21 protein-coding genes and 1 tRNA gene are annotated in these 19,202 nt (G+C 71.0%); 16 read left to right on the top strand and 6 right to left on the bottom strand.

Going from position 1 to position 19,202, the window contains the following annotated elements; all coding sequences use genetic code 11:
- The first annotated feature begins 27 nt into the window (after positions 1-27).
- The 15 genes from KZC57_RS04305 (at position 28) to KZC57_RS04235 (ending at position 14,410) form a co-directional block, all read left to right on the top strand.
- Positions 28-207 (top strand): hypothetical protein, encoded by a 180-nt coding sequence (locus tag KZC57_RS04305; RefSeq protein WP_025105152.1) that lies wholly within the window; start codon positions 28-30, stop codon positions 205-207.
- Complete coding sequence (locus KZC57_RS04300; protein WP_247641116.1) at positions 204-1,001, top strand: TlyA family RNA methyltransferase; 798 nt, start codon at positions 204-206, stop codon at positions 999-1,001. Before KZC57_RS04305 ends, KZC57_RS04300 begins: the two co-directional genes overlap by 4 nt.
- On the top strand, positions 998-1,915 hold the full coding sequence (locus tag KZC57_RS04295; protein ID WP_060923487.1) for an NAD kinase: 918 nt from the start codon (positions 998-1,000) through the stop codon (positions 1,913-1,915). Before KZC57_RS04300 ends, KZC57_RS04295 begins: the two co-directional genes overlap by 4 nt.
- Positions 1,912-3,594, top strand: a complete 1,683-nt coding sequence (recN, locus tag KZC57_RS04290; protein ID WP_247641115.1) for a DNA repair protein RecN — start codon at positions 1,912-1,914, stop codon at positions 3,592-3,594. Before KZC57_RS04295 ends, recN begins: the two co-directional genes overlap by 4 nt.
- Positions 3,595-3,620: 26 nt before the next feature.
- Positions 3,621-5,315, top strand: a complete 1,695-nt coding sequence (locus KZC57_RS04285) for a CTP synthase (RefSeq protein WP_060921094.1) — start codon at positions 3,621-3,623, stop codon at positions 5,313-5,315.
- On the top strand, positions 5,308-5,901 hold the full coding sequence (locus tag KZC57_RS04280; RefSeq protein WP_247641114.1) for an NUDIX hydrolase: 594 nt from the start codon (positions 5,308-5,310) through the stop codon (positions 5,899-5,901). Before KZC57_RS04285 ends, KZC57_RS04280 begins: the two co-directional genes overlap by 8 nt.
- Positions 5,902-5,903: 2 nt before the next feature.
- Positions 5,904-6,806: a site-specific tyrosine recombinase XerD gene (gene xerD / locus KZC57_RS04275; protein ID WP_247641113.1), complete on the top strand. Its 903-nt coding sequence runs from the start codon at positions 5,904-5,906 to the stop codon at positions 6,804-6,806.
- 160 nt (positions 6,807-6,966) lie between these two features.
- A complete protein-coding gene (locus tag KZC57_RS04270; RefSeq protein ID WP_247641607.1) occupies positions 6,967-7,800 on the top strand; it encodes a ParA family protein in 834 nt (277 codons plus the stop codon).
- On the top strand, positions 7,784-8,656 hold the full coding sequence (locus KZC57_RS04265; protein WP_105950126.1) for a ScpA family protein: 873 nt from the start codon (positions 7,784-7,786) through the stop codon (positions 8,654-8,656). The genes KZC57_RS04270 and KZC57_RS04265 overlap by 17 nt, the downstream gene beginning before the upstream one ends.
- Positions 8,646-9,269: an SMC-Scp complex subunit ScpB gene (gene scpB, locus KZC57_RS04260; RefSeq protein ID WP_374206598.1), complete on the top strand. Its 624-nt coding sequence runs from the start codon at positions 8,646-8,648 to the stop codon at positions 9,267-9,269. Before KZC57_RS04265 ends, scpB begins: the two co-directional genes overlap by 11 nt.
- Positions 9,266-10,063 (top strand): pseudouridine synthase, encoded by a 798-nt coding sequence (locus KZC57_RS04255; protein ID WP_060921099.1) that lies wholly within the window; start codon positions 9,266-9,268, stop codon positions 10,061-10,063. Before scpB ends, KZC57_RS04255 begins: the two co-directional genes overlap by 4 nt.
- Positions 10,060-11,196 (top strand): prephenate dehydrogenase, encoded by a 1,137-nt coding sequence (locus KZC57_RS04250; protein WP_144881345.1) that lies wholly within the window; start codon positions 10,060-10,062, stop codon positions 11,194-11,196. Before KZC57_RS04255 ends, KZC57_RS04250 begins: the two co-directional genes overlap by 4 nt.
- Entirely contained in the window at positions 11,189-11,887 is a 699-nt protein-coding gene (gene cmk, locus KZC57_RS04245; RefSeq protein WP_247641112.1) for a (d)CMP kinase, read from the top strand. Before KZC57_RS04250 ends, cmk begins: the two co-directional genes overlap by 8 nt.
- Positions 11,880-13,400: a ribosome biogenesis GTPase Der gene (gene der, locus KZC57_RS04240; RefSeq protein ID WP_105950124.1), complete on the top strand. Its 1,521-nt coding sequence runs from the start codon at positions 11,880-11,882 to the stop codon at positions 13,398-13,400. Before cmk ends, der begins: the two co-directional genes overlap by 8 nt.
- Before the next feature lie 62 nt (positions 13,401-13,462).
- Entirely contained in the window at positions 13,463-14,410 is a 948-nt protein-coding gene (locus KZC57_RS04235) for an NUDIX hydrolase (RefSeq protein ID WP_247641111.1), read from the top strand.
- 211 nt (positions 14,411-14,621) lie between these two features.
- Here KZC57_RS04235 and KZC57_RS04230 read toward each other — a convergent pair whose 3' ends face one another.
- From KZC57_RS04230 to KZC57_RS04210, 5 genes are all read right to left on the bottom strand, one after another.
- Complete coding sequence (locus tag KZC57_RS04230; RefSeq protein WP_247641110.1) at positions 14,622-16,037, bottom strand: HNH endonuclease signature motif containing protein; 1,416 nt, start codon at positions 16,035-16,037, stop codon at positions 14,622-14,624.
- A gap of 39 nt (positions 16,038-16,076) precedes the next feature.
- Positions 16,077-16,451 carry an RNA-binding S4 domain-containing protein gene (locus KZC57_RS04225; protein WP_025105136.1) on the bottom strand — a complete coding sequence of 125 codons (375 nt, stop codon included), beginning with the start codon at positions 16,449-16,451 and terminating at the stop codon, positions 16,077-16,079.
- Positions 16,451-17,119, bottom strand: coding sequence for a lysoplasmalogenase (locus tag KZC57_RS04220; protein WP_247641109.1), 669 nt, complete (start codon positions 17,117-17,119; stop codon positions 16,451-16,453). The genes KZC57_RS04225 and KZC57_RS04220 overlap by 1 nt, the downstream gene beginning before the upstream one ends.
- A gap of 62 nt (positions 17,120-17,181) precedes the next feature.
- Positions 17,182-17,637, bottom strand: coding sequence for a hypothetical protein (locus KZC57_RS04215; RefSeq protein ID WP_247641108.1), 456 nt, complete (start codon positions 17,635-17,637; stop codon positions 17,182-17,184).
- Positions 17,634-18,242 carry a GNAT family N-acetyltransferase gene (locus KZC57_RS04210; protein WP_247641107.1) on the bottom strand — a complete coding sequence of 203 codons (609 nt, stop codon included), beginning with the start codon at positions 18,240-18,242 and terminating at the stop codon, positions 17,634-17,636. Before KZC57_RS04210 ends, KZC57_RS04215 begins: the two co-directional genes overlap by 4 nt.
- A 108-nt stretch (positions 18,243-18,350) precedes the next feature.
- On the opposite strand from KZC57_RS04210, the gene KZC57_RS04205 reads away from it, so the two are divergent.
- Positions 18,351-18,427, top strand: a tRNA-Pro gene (locus KZC57_RS04205).
- Positions 18,428-18,516: 89 nt separating this feature from the next.
- Here the strand turns inward: KZC57_RS04205 and KZC57_RS04200 are convergent.
- Positions 18,517-19,155: a TetR/AcrR family transcriptional regulator gene (locus tag KZC57_RS04200; RefSeq protein ID WP_247641106.1), complete on the bottom strand. Its 639-nt coding sequence runs from the start codon at positions 19,153-19,155 to the stop codon at positions 18,517-18,519.
- Between the last annotated feature and the right edge of the window lie 47 nt (positions 19,156-19,202).

Here is a 19,202-nt window from a genome sequence, read left to right as displayed (position 1 = left end):
GTCGGTGGCGCCGCGTACAGTGGAAGCGTGAGCGATGAGACGACGACCAGCGCGCCGACGGACGGCCTGTGGAGTCGTCTGCGCCTGATCGAAGGGCAGCCGCTCGCCGCACGCGCCGACGCGTACTCGGCCCTGCACGACGAACTCTCGCGACGACTCGAGAGCGGATCCCGGCACGACCTGCGGGAGACCCCGGGACCACGATGACGCGACTCGACGCCGCCCTCGCCGCCCGAGGACTCGCCCGTTCGCGCACGCATGCCGCCACCCTCATCGCCGACGGCCTCGTGAGCGTCGACGGCCGCCCGGTCGTGAAGGCCTCGACCCCGGTCAGCGACGACGACACCATCACGGTCGCCGGCGCCGACCACTACGTCAGCCGCGGGGCGCACAAGCTCGTCGCCGGGCTCGACGGCTTCGGCATCCCGGTTCAGGGGCGCTTGGCCCTCGACATGGGGGCCTCGACCGGCGGATTCACGCAGGTGCTGCGGGAACGCGGCGCGCGCCGTGTCCTTGCCGTGGACGTCGGGCATGGCCAGCTCGCCCCCGCGGTCGCTGCCGACCCCGGCGTCATCGCCGTCGAGGGCTTCAACGTGCGGCACATGACGCGTGACAGCCTCGCCGCGGCGACGGGGGAGTCTGCGCCCCCCGACCTGGTGGTGGGCGACCTCTCCTTCATCTCGCTTGAGCTCGTGCTTCCCGCGGTGGTCTCCGTCGCCGCACCGGGCGCCGACGTGCTGCTGCTGGTCAAACCGCAGTTCGAGGTCGGGAGGACCGCGGTGCGCGGCGGCCTCGTCACCGACCCCGCCACCCGTGCGGACGCCGTCGCCCGCGTGGTGTGGAGCGCGTGGGACGCGGGGCTGGGGATGGCGGGGATCGTCTCCTCCCCGATCCTCGGGACTCACGGCAATGCGGAGTATCTCGTGCACCTCGTGCCGGGCGGCGGAAGCAATCCGACAGAATGGATGGACACCATCAACCGGCTGGCAGGGGGACGATGAACGAGCGCAGGATCCTGGTCGTCGCCCATGCGGGCCGCGTCGACACCGTCGCGGCCGCCCGTCGGGTGATCGGCGCCCTCCGCGGTGCGGGGGTCCGTCCCGTCCTGGCAGCTGACGACCATGCCGAGCTCGCCGCGGTCGATGCGTTCTTCGCGGACGTCGAGGTGCTGGACGCCTCCGGGCCGTCGACCCTCGAACTCGCGATCGTGCTCGGCGGCGACGGCACCATCCTCCGCGCGGCGGAGCTCGTCCGCGACAGCGGCGCCCCGGTGCTCGGCATCAACATGGGACACGTCGGCTTCCTCGCGGAGATCGACCGGGACGACATGGACGACGCGATGCGCCGCGTCATCGCCCGCGACTACGAGGTCGAGGAGCGCCTGGCGTTGTCGGTGCGCGTCAAGGACAGGTCCGGCGACGTCGTCTTCGAGACCTGGGCCCTGAACGAGGCGACCGTCGAGAAGGCGAGCCGCGAGCGCATGATCGAGGTGGTGCTCGAGATCGATGGGCGCCCCCTGTCGAGCTTCGGCTGCGACGGCATGGTCATCTCCACCCCGACCGGCTCGACCGCCTACAACTTCTCCGCCGGCGGACCCGTCATCTGGCCGACGGTCGAGGCCATCGCGGTGGTCCCGCTGTCGGCACACGCCCTGTTCGCGAAGCCGCTCGTGGTGAGCCCCGATGCGGCCGTGGCCATCGAGATGCTGGAGCGGACGGACGGCTCCGGCATCCTCTGGTGCGACGGCCGTCGTTCCCACGATCTCCCGCCGGGTGCCCGCGTCGTGGTGCGTCGCTCGTCGCGCCCGGTCCGCCTCGCGCGTCTGCACCCGACCGCGTTCACGAACCGTCTCGTCCGCAAGTTCCAGCTGCCCGTCGAAGGGTGGCGCGGACAGGAGCGGAGGAGCGACGCATGATCGAGGAGATGCGCATGCAGGGGCTCGGCGTGATCGCCGACGCCGTCCTGCCGCTCGGCCCGGGCTTCACGGCGATCACCGGAGAGACGGGCGCGGGCAAGACCATGGTCGTCACCGGCCTCGGGTTGCTCCTCGGCCAGCGCGCCGACTCGGGCGCCGTGCGCAAGGGCGCGGCCCAGGCGTCGGTGGCCGGGGTGTGGATCGTGCCCGAAAAGGGCGAAGTCGCCGACATCGTGGCCGAGGCCGGGGGAGAGCTGGAGCCGGCCGGTGCCGGCACCGCCGAGCTGTATGTGTCGCGCACCCTCAGCGCCGAGGGCCGCAGCCGTGCGAGCGTCGGCGGCCGCGCCGCTCCGGCGGGGGTGCTCTCCTCGCTCGCGGACGAGCTCATCGTCGTGCACGGACAGTCCGAGCAGCTCCGGTTGCGGTCGGCCGCCGCGCAGCGCGACGCCCTCGACCGCTTCGGCGGCGAACCGATCGCCCGGGCGCTGGAGGACTACCAGGCCGCGTTCGAGCGCTGGCGGACCCTCGACGCCGAGATCATCGACATCACCGCGAACCGCGACCGGCGTGCCGAGGAGGCCGCTCGGCTACGGGAGGACCTCGCCCTGATCGAGGCGACCGCCCCCGAGGAGGGCGAGGACGAGGAGCTGACGGCCCGTGCCGAGCGCCTCGCGAACGCGGAGGAACTCCGCGTCGCCGCCGCCCTGGCCCACGGGGCCCTCTCGAACGAGGAGGGCGAGCCCGATGCGTCGGCGCTGGTCGCGGAAGCACGCCGAGCGATCGAGCGCGTGTCGGACCCGAAGCTCGCGGAGGTCGCGGAGACCCTGGCCGACATCGGCTACCGGATCGCCGACGCCGCCGGTGTGCTCTCCGGCTTCCTCGCCGACCTCGACGAATCCGGACCCCATGAGCTCGCCGCCGTCGAGGAGCGCCGGGCCGCACTCGGCGTCCTCATCCGTCAGCACGGCTCGCTGGCGGAGGCGATGGCGCTGTGGCAGACCGGATCCGCGCGGCTGGCCGAACTCGACGACGACGGAGAGCGCCTGGAACGCCTCACCGCCGAGCGCGACGCGGCCAGGGCGGAGCTCGACGCCCGGGCCGACGCTCTCACCGCGGCCCGGAACGAGGCGGCCGGCCGACTCGGCGAGGCCGTGACGGCCGAGCTGCACGCGCTGGCGATGCCGGACGCGCGCCTGGAGGTCTCTGTGACCCCGGGGTCCGAGAGCACCCACGGCCGCGACGACGTCGCCATCCTGCTCGCCCCGCATCCCGGCGCCGAACCCCGCTCGGTCGCCAAGGGCGCCTCCGGCGGCGAGCTGTCGCGGGTGATGCTCGCGATCGAGGTCGTCATCGCGGCGACCGACCCGGTGCCCACCTTCGTGTTCGACGAGGTCGACGCGGGCATCGGCGGCGCGGCGGCCATCGAGGTGGGTCGGCGACTCGCCCGACTCGCCGAGAAGTCGCAGGTGATCGCCGTCACCCATCTCGCGCAGGTCGCCGCCTTCGCGAACAACCACCTCACCGTCGTGAAATCGCACGACGGCGCCGTCACCGCCTCCAGCGTGCGGCGGCTCGACGGGGAGGAGCGCGAGGCCGAGATGGCCCGTCTGCTCTCCGGCCTCGCGGATTCCGATGCCGCACTCACCCACGCCCGCGAGCTTCTCAGCCTCGGCGTCTGAATGAACTGTTAGGATAGAAGCCCGTGATGAACTCTTCTTCTGCGGGGCCCAAGAACGACACGACCAAGCACATCTTCGTGACCGGTGGTGTCGTTTCGTCTTTGGGCAAGGGGCTCACCGCGGCCAGCCTGGGCAACCTCCTGACCGCTCGCGGACTCCGCGTGGTCATGCAGAAGCTCGACCCGTATCTCAACGTCGATCCGGGCACCATGAACCCGTTCCAGCACGGCGAGGTGTTCGTCACCGACGACGGTGCGGAGACCGACCTCGACATCGGCCACTACGAGCGCTTCCTCGACATCAACCTGTCCGAGGCGGCCAACGTCACGACCGGTCAGATCTATTCGCAGGTGATCGCCCGCGAGCGTCGCGGCGAGTACCTCGGCGACACCGTGCAGGTCATCCCGCACATCACCGACGAGATCAAGCGCCGCATGCGGCTGCAGGCCACCGAGGACCCGCGTCCCGACGTGATCATCACCGAGGTCGGCGGCACGGTCGGCGACATCGAGTCGCAGCCCTTCCTCGAGTCGGCGCGCCAGCTGCGTCACGAGCTCGGCCGCGACAGCGTGTTCTTCGTGCACGTCTCGCTCGTGCCGTTCATGGGCGCGTCCGGCGAGCAGAAGACCAAGCCGACCCAGCACTCGGTCGCAGCCCTCCGCCAGGTCGGCATCCAGCCCGATGCCCTCGTGCTCCGCAGCGACCGCCCGGTGAGCGCGAGCAACCGCAACAAGATCGCCCTGATGTGCGACGTCGACGTCGAAGGCGTCATCAACACCGTCGACCTGCCGAGCATCTACGACATCCCGTCGACCCTCAACGAGCAGGGCCTCGACTCCTACATCGTGCGCCGCCTCGGCCTCGACCAGAAGGCGGACGACGTCGACTGGACGCGCTGGAACAAGGTGCTGCACGCGGTGCACAACCCGAAGCACGAGGTCACGATCGGCCTCGTCGGCAAGTACATCGACCTTCCCGACGCCTACCTGTCCGTGACGGAGGCCCTCAAGGCGGGCGGCTTCGCGCAGGAGACCAAGGTCAACATCCGCTGGATCCCGTCCGACCTCTGCGAGACGCCGGAGGGCGCGCAGGAGCAGCTGGCGGAGCTGGACGGCATCTGCGTGCCCGGAGGCTTCGGCATCCGCGGCATCGAGGGCAAGCTGGGTGCGCTGAAGTTCGCCCGCGAGCAGGGCATCCCGACCCTCGGCCTCTGCCTGGGGCTGCAGTGCATGGTCATCGAGTACGCCCGCGACGTCGCCGGAATCGCCGGAGCCTCGTCCAGCGAGTTCGATCCGGACACCGCGGAGCCCGTCATCGCGACCATGGCCGAGCAGATCGAGATCCTCGACGGCGGCGACCTGGGCGGCACCATGCGCCTGGGCCTGTACAAGGCGGCTCTCGCGGAGGGTTCGCTGGCGCGTGAGGTCTACGGCGCCGCCGAGGTGTCCGAGCGTCATCGCCACCGCTACGAGGTCAACAACGCCTACCGCGATCGCCTGTCGGAGGCCGGTCTGGTGTTCTCGGGTCTGAACCCCGAGCTGGACCTCGTCGAGTACGTCGAGCTGCCGCGCGACGTGCACCCGTACTACATCGCCACGCAGGCCCACCCGGAGCTCCGCTCGCGTCCGACCGACCCGCACCCGCTGTTCCGCGGTCTCGTCGGTGCCGCCATCGCGCGTCACCGCGCGAGCGAGCTGTTCGACGTGCCCGTCGATGAGTGAGTCGAAGGCGGGCGTGCCGGAACCGCTGCGGGACGAGCCCTTCGAGCCGGAGGTCCTGAGCAGCGACCTCGTCTACGAGGGGTACGTCTGGGACGTCCGCTCCGACCGGGTCCGCTACGGCGACGGCGAGATCGTGCGACAGTACGTCGCCCACCCCGGGGCCGTCGCGATCCTCGCGCTGGACGACGAAGAGCGGGTCCTGCTCATCCAGCAGTACCGTCACCCGATCCGTCACCGCGACTGGGAGTTGCCAGCCGGCCTCCTCGACATCGCGGGGGAGGAGCCGCTGGCGGCCGCCCGTCGCGAGCTCGCGGAGGAAGCCGACCTCGTCGCGGCCCACTGGGAGCCCCTGGTGTCGTCGTGGACGACGCCGGGAGGCAACGACGAGCTCATCCAGGTGTTCCTCGCGACGGGGCTCACCGCCGCCGCGGCCGCGCACGCCCGCGAAGACGAGGAGGCGGACATCCGTCTCGCCTGGCTTCCTCTCGAGGAGGCGGTCGCCGGAGTCCTGGCGGGACGCCTGCGCAACGGCATCCTCGCGCTCGGCGTGCTGGCGACCGCGCAGAGGCTGCGCGACCGGAGCTGAGCATGCAGCTCGATCGTGCCCTCGACGCGTATCTGCGTCACGTCACGATCGAGCGCGGGCTCAGCGCGCACACGGTCGGCGCCTACCGCCGCGACCTCGAGGGCTACCGGGACTGGCTCGCTGCGGACGGGATCGACGACACCGCGCACATCACGCCCGCCGTCGTCGACCGCTTCATCGCCGCCCGCGCGTCCGCGGAGCCGCCGCCGGCCGCGACGAGCCTGGCGCGCCTGCAGTCCTCGGTGCGCGGCTGGCACCGGTTCCTCGCCCGCGAGGGCATCGAGGCGGACGATCCGACCGGACGACTCCGCCCACCGAAGACCCCGCGCCGGCTGCCGAAAGCCCTCACGATCGACCAGGTGGAGCGCCTGCTCGCCGCGCCGTCGGCCGAGGAACCGCTCGGCATCAGGGACAGGGCGCTGCTGGAGCTCCTCTACGCCACGGGTGCCAGGGTGTCGGAGGCGGTCGGTCTCGACGTCGACGACATGGCGCACGGCGAGGTGCTGCGCCTGCGGGGCAAGGGCTCGAAGGAGCGCATCGTCCCGGTGGGGTCGTACGCCCGTGCCGCCGTCGACGCCTACCTCACCCGGGTCCGCCCGGAGCTCGCCGCGAAGGGCCGCGCATCGGCCCGGCTCTTCCTCGGCGCACGCGGTGCCCCGCTCTCGCGACAGAGCGCGTGGCTGGTGATCCGTTCCGCCGCGGAGCGCGCACAGCTCACGACCGAGGTCTCCCCGCACACGCTGCGCCACTCGTTCGCGACGCACCTCCTGCAGGGCGGCGCCGACGTGCGGGTGGTGCAGGAGCTGCTGGGGCACTCCTCGGTCGCGACGACGCAGATCTACACGCATGTGTCGGTGGATGCTCTCCGTGACATCTACGCGACCTCTCATCCCCGGGCGCGCTGACCGCGCAGGCCGCGGCCGGTACCGGGCCGCCCGCCGCGCGCCGAGACGGCTGGGGAACGCTGGGCGGCTACAATCGAGCAAGCACGAAGGAGCAGGAGAACCGGTGGCTGAGAAAGTGGCGAAGTCCAGGGCGAAGGCGCAGAAGGCCGACGACACTCCCATGGGACCCACCGGCCGTCCGTACCAGGGCTTCCCGATCCCGGCGCCGCTGAAGTCGCACGGCCCGGCCCGCATCATCGCGCTCTGCAACCAGAAGGGCGGCGTCGGCAAGACGACCACCTCCATCAACCTCGCCGCCGCGCTCGCGGAGTACGGCCGCAAGGTGCTCGCGGTGGACTTCGACCCGCAGGGCGCGCTGTCCGCCGGTCTCGGCATTCAGACGCACGACGTGCCGACGGTCTACGACCTCCTGCTCGACACGAAGCGCGACGCGCACGACGCGATCGTGCACTCGAACGTGCGCGGTCTCGACGTCCTCCCCGCGAACATCGACCTCTCCGCCGCGGAGGTGCACCTCGTCAACGAGGTCGCCCGCGAGACGATCCTCGCCCGCGTGCTCCGGCAGGTGGCGGGGGAGTACGACGTCATCCTCATCGACTGCCAGCCGTCGCTCGGTCTGCTGACCGTGAACGCGCTGACGGCTGCGCACGGCGTCATCATCCCGCTCGAGTGCGAGTTCTTCGCGCTCCGCGGTGTCGCGCTCCTCATCGAGACCATCGACAAGGTCCGCGATCGCCTGAACCCCTCCATCGAGATGGACGGGCTGCTGGCGACCATGTACGACCCTCGCACGCTGCACTCGCGCGAGGTGCTCGAGCGGGTCGTGGAGGCGTTCGGCGACGACGTGCTGGAGACCGTGATCGGCCGCACCGTGAAGTTCCCGGATGCGTCGGTCTCGGGGGTCCCGATCACCGAGTTCGCTCCGGAGCACGCGGCCGCACAGGCATACCTGCGGCTGGCCAGGGAGCTGGTCGCCCGTGGCGCCGTCGCCTGACGAGCTCGGAACGGCTGAGGTCACGGCATCCGCCGACGCCGTCGACGCGGCGGAGTCTTCGTCAGCCGACGACGCCGCGGGGTTCCGCGTCTCGCTGTCGAACTTCGACGGCCCCTTCGACCTCCTGCTGAACCTCATCTCGAAGCACGAGATGGACATCACCGAGGTGTCGCTGAGCGCCGTCACCAACGAGTTCATCGCGTACCTCGCCGACCTGGAGGACGAGGAGGAGCTGGATCAGGCCTCGGAGTTCCTCGTCGTCGCCGCGACCCTGCTGGATATGAAGGTCGCGGGACTGCTGCCGCAGGGCGAGCTCGTCGACGCCGAGGCCGTCGCCCTGCTCGAAGCGCGCGACCTGCTCTTCGCCCGCCTCCTGCAATACCGCGCGTTCAAAGAGGTCTCCGCCTGGTTCTCGCGGTGCCTGCAGCGGGAGGACCGCCGTCATGTGCGTGCGGTGCCTCTGGAGGAGAAGCACCGGAAGCAGACGCCCGAGCTCGTCTGGTCGCTCACCCCCGACGACTTCGCGGCGCTGGCGCTTCTGGCCTTCGCGCCGAAGGAGATCCCGCACGTCGGCCTCGACCATCTGCATGCACCCCTGGTCAGCATCCGCGAGCAGGCCGCCATCGTCGTCACTCTGCTGCGGGGCACCGAATCGCTGAGCTTCCGCGAGCTCGTCGCCGGCGTCACCGAGCCGGGTATCGTCGTGGCCCGCTTCATCTCGGTGCTGGAGCTGTACCGGCACGCTGCGCTCTCCTTCGAACAATTGGAACCGCTCGGGGAGCTCACGCTCCGCTGGGCCGCCGACTCCTGGTCGGACGAAACACTCGCGACCCTGGGGGCCGACTATGACCGATGACGTGACTGCGCCCGAAACCGCGCTCCGCGAGGAGCCCGAGGCTGTGACGGGGGCCGAGCTGCCGCTCAGCGAGCGTGTGGAGGCGATCCTCTTCATCGTCGACGAGCCGATCGGCCTGGTGGCTCTCGCCGCAGCGGTCGGCGCGCCGGTGCCCGCCGTCCGGCAGACGGTCGAGTCGCTGGTCGAGGACTACGACGGTCGAGGCGCGGGTCCGCGGCGCGGCTTCGAGCTGCGGGAGGTCGGCGGTGGATGGCGGCTCTACGTCCGCGAAGACCTCGATCCGGTCGTGGCGGAGTTCGTCGGTGGTCAGGCGCCGGCCCGGCTCTCCCAGGCGGCGCTGGAGACGCTCGCGGTGATCGCGTACAAGCAGCCGGTGACCCGGAGCCAGGTGGCCTCGATCCGCGCGGTCAACGTCGACTCCGTGGTCCGCACCCTGCTCGCGCGGGGGCTGATCACCGAACTGTTCGCCGATTCCGAGACCGGCGCGATCAACTACGGCACGACCGATGCGCTCCTCCAGCATCTCGGCATCAACTCTCTGGATGAGCTTCCGCCGATCTCGCCGCTCCTCGACGACGGCGCCGACGGCTTCGACGAAGGGACGGTCCGATGACCACCGACGCCCACGATTCCGCCGCTCCCGAAGGCGTGCGACTGCAGAAGGTGCTGGCGGCCGCCGGTGTGGCGTCCCGTCGGGTCGTCGAGCAGTACATCGTCGAGGGGCGCATCCGCGTGAACGGCCAGGTGGTGACCGAGCTCGGCCGCCGCATCGACCCGGAGCGGGACCTCGTGGACGTGGACGGCACCGCGGTGCAGCTCGACGTGTCCAAGCGCTACGTGATGCTGAACAAGCCGACGGGTGTGGTCAGCAGCATGCGCGACGAGAGCGGACGCCCGGATCTCCGGCGCTTCACGAAGGACTACGAGGAGCGGCTGTACAACGTCGGGCGTCTGGACGCCGAGACCAGCGGACTGCTGCTGCTCACCAACGACGGCGAGCTCGCGCACGTGCTCGCGCACCCCTCCTTCGGTGTCACCAAGGTCTACATCGCGAAGGTCGAGGGGGCGGTCACGGCGCAGACCATCTCGAAGCTCACGAAGGGCATCGAGCTGGAGGACGGGCCCATCGCCGCCGACAAGGCCCGCCTGCTGGACACGTCGCGCGGCTCGAGCCTCGTGGAGCTCACGCTGCACTCCGGCCGCAATAGGATCGTGCGCCGGATGATGGCCGCGGTCGGCCATCCGGTCACGGAACTCGTGCGGAGGCAGTTCGGTCCGCTGCACCTGGGAACCCTCCCGGCCGGTCGGACGCGGGAACTGAGTAAAATCGAACTCGGCGCGCTGCTGACTCTCGCGCGCCGGGAATCCGGTGTCGCCGAGGCGCCAGGCGAGCAGGAGAGCGAATGACCCAGACGACGAGTGCGCCCGCGGCGCGGAAGACCGGTGCCGTGGCGCCGCGTCTGTCCGGCACCGTGCGCATAGTCGGCGCCGGGCTGCTCGGTGCCAGCGTCGGCCACGCTCTCCGAGCGAAGGGCATCGACGTCGTCCTCACCGACGCGTCCCCTGCGCAGCTGCGCCTCGCCGTCGACTACGGTGCCGGGCGGCTTCCGCAGGACGACGACGCGCCGGTGCTCATCGTCGTGGCCGTGCCGCCGGACGTGACCGCCGACGTGATCCAGGCCGAGCTCGAGCGGTACCCCGACGCCGTCGTGACCGATGTCGCGAGTGTCAAGCTGGAGCCGTTCCGCACGCTGCGGGAGCGCGGCGTCAACCTCGCCCGCTACATCGGCTCGCACCCGCTCGCCGGTCGGGAGCGCGGCGGGGCGATCTCGGCGAGAGCCGATCTCTTCATCGGGCGGCCGTGGGTCGTGTGCCGCGACGAGGACACCACCGCGCGGGACCTCGCGCTGGTCGAGGCACTGGCCCTCGACGTCGGCGCGATGCCGCTGGAGATGACCCCGGAGGAGCACGACCGCTCCGTCGCCCTCACCTCGCATGTGCCGCAGGTCGTCGCGAGTCTCCTCGCCGGTCGGCTCGCCGGGGCCGAGGAGGGCGCCCTCCGTCTGGCCGGGCAGGGCGTGCGGGACACCACGCGCATCGCCGCGTCCGCTCCCGAACTGTGGGTGCAGATCCTCGGCGCCAACGCCGGTCCCGTCGTCGAGATCCTCGACGCGCTCGCGACCGACCTGAGCGAGGTCGCCGATGCGCTGCGCGCTCCCGCGGCCCCCGGTGCCCGACGCGTGCTCGCGGAGACCATCCGCCAGGGCAACGACGGCGTCGAGCGCCTCCCCGGCAAGCACGGACAGAACCGACGCTTCGAGACACTGGTCGTCATGGTCGACGACACCGCCGGTCAGCTGGGGCGCCTGTTCGGCGAGCTCGGCGAGCTGGGCGTCAACGTCGAGGACCTGCGCCTTGAGCACTCTCCGGGCGCGCAGTTCGGCCTCGCCGAGATCAGTGTCGACCCCGCGGCGCTGCACGGCGCGATCACCGGGCTCCAGGAACGCGGCTGGCGCATCGCAGGGAACACCAATGACTGACACCTCCACCATCTCCGCCACGAAGTTCATCGCCATCGACGGCCCCGCCGGGTCCGGCAAGTCGAGCGTCTCCAAGGCGATCGCGCGTCGCGAGGGCTTCGGCTACCTCGACACCGGGTCGGCCTACCGGGCTCTCGCCTGGCATGTGCTCGATCGCGGTGCAGACACCGACGACGCCGAGGCCGTGCGCGCCGCGGCCGCCGACTTCCCCGTCCGTCTCGGTCTCGACCCCGACGACCGCACGGTGCGCGTCGGCGAAGTCGACGTGACGGACGCGATCCGCGAACCGCGTGTGTCCGGTGCCGTGAGCGGCGTGGCCCGCGTGCCGGAGGTGCGCACCCAGGTCAACGAGCTCTTCCGGGCGCTGGTCGCCGAGGCGCCGTACCCGGCCGTCGTCGTCGAAGGACGCGACATCACGACCGTCGTGGCACCGGATGCGCCCGTGCGCATCCTGCTGACCGCGGCGCCCGAGGTGCGGGCCGCACGCCGCGCGGGCGAGCTCGCCGGCGAGAACGCCGCCGCCGTCGCGGACGCGCTGCACAAGCGCGACGCCTCCGACAGTGCCGTCGTCGACTTCCTCAACGCCGCGGAAGGCGTGGAGGTCGTCGACTCGACCGCACTCGATTTCCCCCAGACCATCGACGCCGTCCTCTCGGTGATCGAACGACTCCGAGGAGCAGACCGTGGCTGACGACGAATACGAAGGCGGTCCCGACCAGCTCGCCGAGAAGCTCGAGCAGATCGATGACCAGCTGGCCGAGCAGCGCGCGGAGACCCTGCGCGCCGGCCTGGCCGACTACGAGCTCGACGACGAGGACGCCGCGCTCCTCGCCGGCGTGGCGCTGGGCGAGGACGGCATCGAGTTCCTTCCTGCGCTGCCCGTGGTGGCGATCGTCGGGCGGCCGAACGTGGGCAAGTCCGCGCTCGTGAACCGGATCCTGGGCCGTCGCGAGGCCGTCGTGGAGGACACCCCCGGCGTCACCCGCGACCGCGTCACGTACAAGGCCGAGTGGAACGACCGCCGCTTCACGGTCGTCGACACCGGCGGCTGGGAGCCCGACGCCCGCGGCATCGACCGTTCGGTCGCGGCTCAGGCCGAGGTCGCGATCGACCTCTCCGATGTCGTGCTGTTCGTCGTGGACGCCATGGTGGGCGCCACGTCGACCGACGAGCACGTCGTGAAGCTGCTGCGCAAGAGCGGCAAGCCGGTCTTCCTCGTCGCCAACAAGATCGACGACGCTCGTCAGGAGCCGGAGGCCGCCGCCCTGTGGAACCTGGGTCTCGGGGAGCCGCACCCGGTCTCCGCGATCCACGGTCGTGGTGTCGCCGACCTCCTCGACGCTGTGCTGAAGAAGCTGCCGGAGATCTCCGCGGTGGCGAAGCAGGAGATCGGCGGTCCGCGCCGCGTCGCGATCCTGGGGCGCCCGAACGTCGGCAAGTCCTCGCTGCTGAACAAGGCCGCGGGCGAGGAGCGCGTCGTCGTCAACGACCTCGCCGGCACCACTCGCGACCCCGTGGACGAGGTCGTGGAGCTGGGCGGCAAGATGTGGCGCCTCGTCGACACGGCCGGTATCCGTCGCCGCGTGCATATGGCGCAGGGCGCCGACTTCTACGCGTCGCTGCGCACGTCCGCCGCGCTGGAAAAGGCAGAGGTCGCGATCGTCGTCCTCGACGTGTCGGAGTCGATCAGCGAGCAGGACGTGCGGATCATCGACCTCGTGCTCGAGTCCGGTCGCGCGCTCGTCCTGGCGTTCAACAAGTGGGATCGCCTCAACGACGACGACCTGGAGAACGCCGACCGCCGCCGTTACCTGGAGCGCGAGATCGAGCAGGACCTCGCCCACGTGGCCTGGGCCCCGCGGGTGAACATCTCGGCGAAGACCGGTCGTCACCTCGACAAGCTCGTCCCCGCGCTCGAGATGGCGCTGGAGAACTGGGACCGCCGCATCCCGACCGGCAAGTTCAACGCGTTCCTCGCCGAACTCGTCGCCGAGCACCCGCACCCGGTGCGCGGCGGGAAGCAGCCGCGCATCCTCTTCGGGACGCAGGCCTCGACCCGTCCGCCGACGTTCGTGCTGTTCACGACCGGTTTCCTCGACCCGGGCTACCGCCGGTTCATCCAGCGCCGCCTGCGCGAGCTCTACCCGTTCGAGGGCACGCCGATCGTCATCAACATGCGCGTGCGGGAGCGTCGCCAGCGCTGACTCGTTGCCGCGCATGTCGCGGCGGTGGCGCCGGAGCCCCGATGCTGTGAAAAGCTGAGGGGGTGACTGTCGTACCTCCCGCCGCCGGTGAACCGCGTCGCCCCGAGGGGCCTCGCGATCCCGGCGATGCCTGGGTGGTCGCCGACACCGGTGAGCGGTACTGGGGGCGCTTCGGTGCAGCCGGCCTCCTCGCCGTCGACCCGGAGCGCGGCATCCTGCTGCAGCATCGGGTCGCGTGGAGCCACTTCGGCGGCACCTGGGGCCTTCCCGGCGGCGCGCTGCACGAGGGCGAGGCGGCCATCGTGGGCGCCGTGCGGGAGGCGCAGGAGGAGGCGGGAGTGCCGGATGGTGCGGTGCGGCCGCGCTTCACGAGCGTGCTCGACCTCGGCATCTGGTCGTACACCACCGTCGTCGCCGATGTGCGGACGCCGTTCGACCCCGTGATCAGCGACCCGGAGAGCGTCGCGCTGTCGTGGGTGCCCGTCGAGGACGTGGACGGGCTGCCCCTGCACCCCGGCTTCGGTGCGGCGTGGCCGATGCTGCGGGCTCAGCTCTCGGCGCACCCGGTGGTCGTGGTGGACGCCGCCAATGTCGTGGGCTCGGTGCCGGACGGCTGGTGGAAGGATCGCGCCGGAGCCGCCGCACGACTGCGCGATCGTCTGACCGGGCTGGCCGTGCCCGCGGACGACCTCGGCCTCGCGGGGGACGCCTGGTTCCCGGAGGTCTCGCTCGTCGTGGAAGGTCGCGCGCGGGACATCGCGGAGACCGCTGCGGCGGGATCACCCGCGGACGCCGCGGCCGCAGAAGCCGGAGTCGCGAGCTCGGCCCTGGACGTCGTGCGCGCCGAAGGCGCCGGTGACGATGCGATCGTCGCCGAGGTCGAATGCCGGGTCGCGAGCGCGTCGCCGGTTCTCGCGGTGACCAGTGACCGCGAGCTGCAGTCCCGCGTTGAGGCCGCCGGGGCGCAGGTGCGCTCGAGCGGCTGGCTCCTCCGTCTTCTCGACGCCTAGCGCGAGACGCGGGCGCCTCGCTCCGCGGATCCAGGTACTCATACAGCGGCGTGGCATGGCATGGTCTGAGGTCGCGCGGATCGACGTGGTCTGAGGTGGCGCGGCACGACGTGGTCTGACGCGGCGCAGATCGACATGGTCTGAGGTGGCGCTAATCGACGTGCCTGCGTCACCGCGCGCGAATGACCCGCCGCCGAGATGATCCGCGAGCTCAGACGAACGCGACCCGACGTGGGGCGTGATCGGTATGGACGGCGCCGAGGGGACTTCGCCATTCGAGAACCCCACCGGGTCGCTGTCGTACCGTCCAGCGCTGAGGCTCCGGGATATCGGGGTGTTTCAGCACGTGGTGTCCGCGGCAGAGGTGCGCGAGGTTGTCGACGCGGGTCGGGCCGCCCTTCGCGTGATCCCAGGTGTGGTCGACGTCGCAGCGGTGTACCGGCTGGCGACACCCCGGGAACCGGCAGTGCTGATCGCGGGCCCGAAGCAACCGGCGCATGCTCTCGGTCGGGCTGTAGGCGTCCGTTTCGATGACCTGCCCGTGCGGATCGAGGAACAACCGCGTCCAGCCCCCGTCGCGACCGGCCAGAGCTCGCGCGATGTCCGGGTGCAGAGCGCCGTGTCCGTCCAGTTCGGCCGGACGGTCGTCGAGTCCCGCGAGGGTCGTTGCCGCCACGGTCACCTGCAGGCGGCCGCGCACGCCGGCGAGGCCCTCGCCCTCGACGGCGCTCGGATCGGCGGTCAGGAGCAGATCGGTCAGCAGGTCGGCCTGTACCTGGCTCCAGGTGCGGGTGTCTGTGGGGGCCGATTCCGCCTCGGGGTCGAGGGCGAAGGTGCCGCCATCGACGCTGGAGATCGTGGCGTCCGACCGAGGAGCGCCGCACGACTGATCCGTCGCGATGTTCTGACCAGTCAGCAGATCGTCGTGCGTCGGAGTCAGGGGAGGCGTCGCTCCGCCCGCATCGCGGGCCTGGATCACCGTGCGGGTGAGCTGGCTCAGCCGATCGGCGATCGCCACCGCCGCCCATTCCGGGAGGACCGCCGTCAGGACCGCGAGGCCGTCGTCGACCGATCGCACCGTGACGCAGCGCTCGTCCGCGGCGCGGCGGTGTCGTTCCGTGATCGTCTCGCCGACAAGCGCGGAGGCGACGCGGCGGGCATGCACCCGCGTGCGCGCCGCGGTCTCGGCTTCGGCGACGACGAGCACCGCCGTCTCGAACAGCGCCATCGTCTCGGGCGCGACGACGCGGTTGCGGATGGCCTCGGCCACGACGGCGCTCGCCCGCGCGATCTCCCGCACGTGCCCGGAGCTCAGAGACCCCGTGTGGAAGGCCTCTCGCACGCGGGGGAGAGCGGTGCTCAGGGCGAGAGCGTCGGCGAACGCGAACTCCATGGTGCCGGTGGAAAGATGCGCCGCTGTCGCGAACTCGGCGACCATCGAGCTGTGGATGGCATCACGGTGGTGCGGGGCCGCGGCCACGTCTTCGTCATGGAAGGCGATCTGCGCCACCAGGAGCTCCGCAGCCTCTGCCTCCAGTGCTGCGATGCGTCGACGGGTCTCCGTCCAGGCGTCTCGCACGCGCCTCCGCTCCTCGAGGTCGAGGGGTGCGGTCGGCGGGTTCGTCATACCTCGATTTTAGAACGTATGTTCGAATCCAGGAAGGGCTCAGTCGTGTTGTATATCGCCTCGTCCGCGGAGGCGGTCGATGTCCCGACGCTCCCGCTTCGTCGGTCGTCCGGCGCCGCGGTCTCGGACGCCGAGGGCTGCCTGCGGCTCGCGTTCCGGCGTCCGATCTTCGTAGGCGAGGGCGGCCAGCGGCGCTCCGACGCGCTTGACGAGGATCTGGCGCACGATCAGGATCCGGTCGAAACCCGCGATACGGATCCGGAGCTCATCGCCCACGCGGACCGCCTGTGCAGCCTTCGCCTTGTCGCCGTTGACGCGCACATGCCCCGCACGGCATGCGGTGGTCGCCGCCGACCGGGTCTTGTAGACGCGCACCGCCCAGAGCCAGCTGTCCACCCGTGCGCTGTCGACCATCAGGGTTCCTTCCGCTGCAGGGAGACGAGGGCGCCGGCGACGATCAGCCCCTGGCCGAGTGTGTACGTGAGCATCACGGCGGGGCTGCTCCAGGCCGGGAGCGCGTCGGGCAGGAAGAGTCGGAAAGCGAGGATCGTGTCACTCGCCAGGAAGAGCGCCCCGCCCGTCGCGACGAGCGGATGGCATCGCGCAGCGAACGCCGCGGTGCCCGCGAGGAGCAGGCCATACAGCGCGACGCCGACGAGGAGCGGTCCCGTGTGCGGGCCGAGGACGAGGATCATCGCGAGCCACCAGACGGCGTAGATCGCGCTCCACCACGGCAGGCGGCGGCGCGCGAGGTGGCGGGCGAAGAGGACGATGTAGGCGATGTGCGCGAGGCCGAAGAAGGCGAGCATGAGCGGAAGCTCGGGTGCCGCGGGGAACAGCGCGCCCGCGCCGTCCCCCAGCCAGGAGAAGAGCACGGCGACGAGGAGCAGAGCCACCGTCACGGGTGGGTGGATCCGTCGCGCCGCCACCAGCACCGGTACCGCGAGCAGCGGCATGAGCAGCAGCTTCGTCGGACCCGCGAGATCGTGGCCGAGCGCCAGAAGCACGACGTGCAAGGCGGAGACCACGGCGTAGGGGACGAACGCCCACACGATCGCGGGAGGACGGGTGCGGCGCTGCATCCCTCCATCGTATGACCGGAGGGGCATGTCGTCCCGAAGGTGGTCGATCGGACCGGGCCGACTCAGGACTCGACGGTGACCGTGGCCACGGCGCCCTCGGCATCGAGGTGCACGGCCGGCCAGTAGCCCTCCGGGAAGTGCTCGCCGCAGGAGTCTGTGAAGTGGAGGACGACGGTGCCGTCGCCGGAGGCCTCGATGGTCTCGAGGTCCAGGTCGTCCGCCGCCTCGTCGAGCTCGCTGGGGTCGGGGGCGCCGGTGCTGAAGGTCGTAACCACAGCATCCGATGCGACGCGGCGGAGGCCCGGGAGGCCGGCGATGACCGCACGCAGCCGGGGGAGCAGTGGAGCGACCTCGTCCGGCGACGCGCCCTCGACCATCAGCTCGTAGGTGCTGCCGTCGACCTCGACGCTGCCGACGAACCAGTCGTGGGTGAGGACGGAGCCGTCGTCGAGCTCGGAGGTCGCCCGGTGGAGCGGTCCGAGGTCGGGATCGTCGAGGGAGGAGTTCGCGTCGCTCATCCCTTCACGCTATCGGTCCCGCTCGGCGCGATGTCCAGGGCGACGAGCACGCGCCCCGGCTTCATCACCGCCTTCTCCGTGAAACCCGCGCGCAGGAACGTTCCGAGCGTGCCGTGGTACAGATCGTTCGCGCGCTGCTTCTCGCCACGGGTGTCGACGGGATACCCCTCGATGAGGCGGGCGCCCGACTCTCGCGCGAAGGCGATCGCGGCGTCGAGCAGCTCGGCGTTGATTCCGGTGCCCCGATGCTCCCTGCGGACGACGAAGCAGGTGACGGCCCACACGGACTCGTCACCGAATGGCTCGGTGCTCGACGCAGCGATCATGCGGGTACGGGGGATCCGGGCCTGACGGGTGCGCGGTCCGATCCGGATCCAGCCCGCGGCCTCGCCGTCGACGTACGCGACCAGCCCGGGAGGGGGACCCTCGTCGATCTCGGCGCGGAACATCTCCGTGCGCTGAGGTGTGGTCGTCTGATTCCAGTCCTTGTTCGGCAGCACCGGCCAGATGCACTGGCAGCTCGCCCCATCGCCCCCGCCGGTGATTGCGTGCTGCACGTCATCCCAGCGGGCGGTCGTCGCCAGCGCGGTCGTGATCGTCGACATGCAGGCGACGGTACAAGCAGCGTCCGACACCCCGCAACGCCTCGGTTCGCGAGAGTGCCTCCGGTGCGGCTAAGATAGGGGAGTTGCCTGCGCGAGAGTGCAGAACAACGGGCTGTGGCGCAGCTTGGTAGCGCACTTGACTGGGGGTCAAGGGGTCGCAGGTTCAAATCCTGTCAGCCCGACCATTCCGGGGCCGGAATCTCGCACGAGGTTCCGGCCCTTCTGCCTTCCCGGGATCGCCGAGGGCATGAGGAGGCCACGCCCTCCGCGACCGTCAGCGCGTGGGAAGGTGCTCCGCGATCTTCCCCGGGGCCGCGCCGACCAGCGTCTCGCAGGCCTGTGCCAACCGAGCGGCGAACAGCGCGGCGTCGGTGCGGCGGGTCAGCGCATGTGCTGCGATGCCGTCGATCATGGCGAGGATCTGCCAGGCCACGGCATCCGTGTCGTCGGTGCGGAACACGCCGGAGCGCCGGCCATCTTCGATGAGCTGCGCGATGAACGACTGCCAGGCGCCCATCTGTTCGTCGATGGCCGCCGACAGCCCTGCACTGCCGCGGCCGAGGGACCAGGCGTCCACCCACACGAGCGTGATGTCGTCGTGGTCGCTGCTGAGTACCGTGGAGATCATCCGCGCCATCCGTGCCGCCGGCTCGCTCTCGGTCTCGGCCTGGGTGCGGACGTCGTCCAGTTCGGATGCCGTCAGCTCGCGGAAGGTGCGCGCGACCAACTCGTCCATGCTGGATGCATAGTGCGAGACGAGCCCCGGCGCCACCCCTGCCCTGCTGGCGACCGCCCGCAGCGTCAGCGCGGACAGTCCCTTCTCCCTGGCGATCGCGATCGCGGCGTCGTAGATCTCGCCGGCGCGCTGCTCCGGCGTCTTCCTGGTTCGTGGACGCGTATCGGATGTTGACATGGTGCCTCCAGTGTAGGAACATTCCTGTATTGGTCATGTGACCAACA

The organism is Microbacterium sp. KSW4-4 (assembly GCF_023091185.1).
Taxonomy (GTDB): Bacteria; Actinomycetota; Actinomycetes; order Actinomycetales; family Microbacteriaceae; genus Microbacterium; species Microbacterium paraoxydans.
Note: the sequence above shows the minus strand (reverse complement) of the source record. Positions and strands in the feature narration are given on the sequence as shown.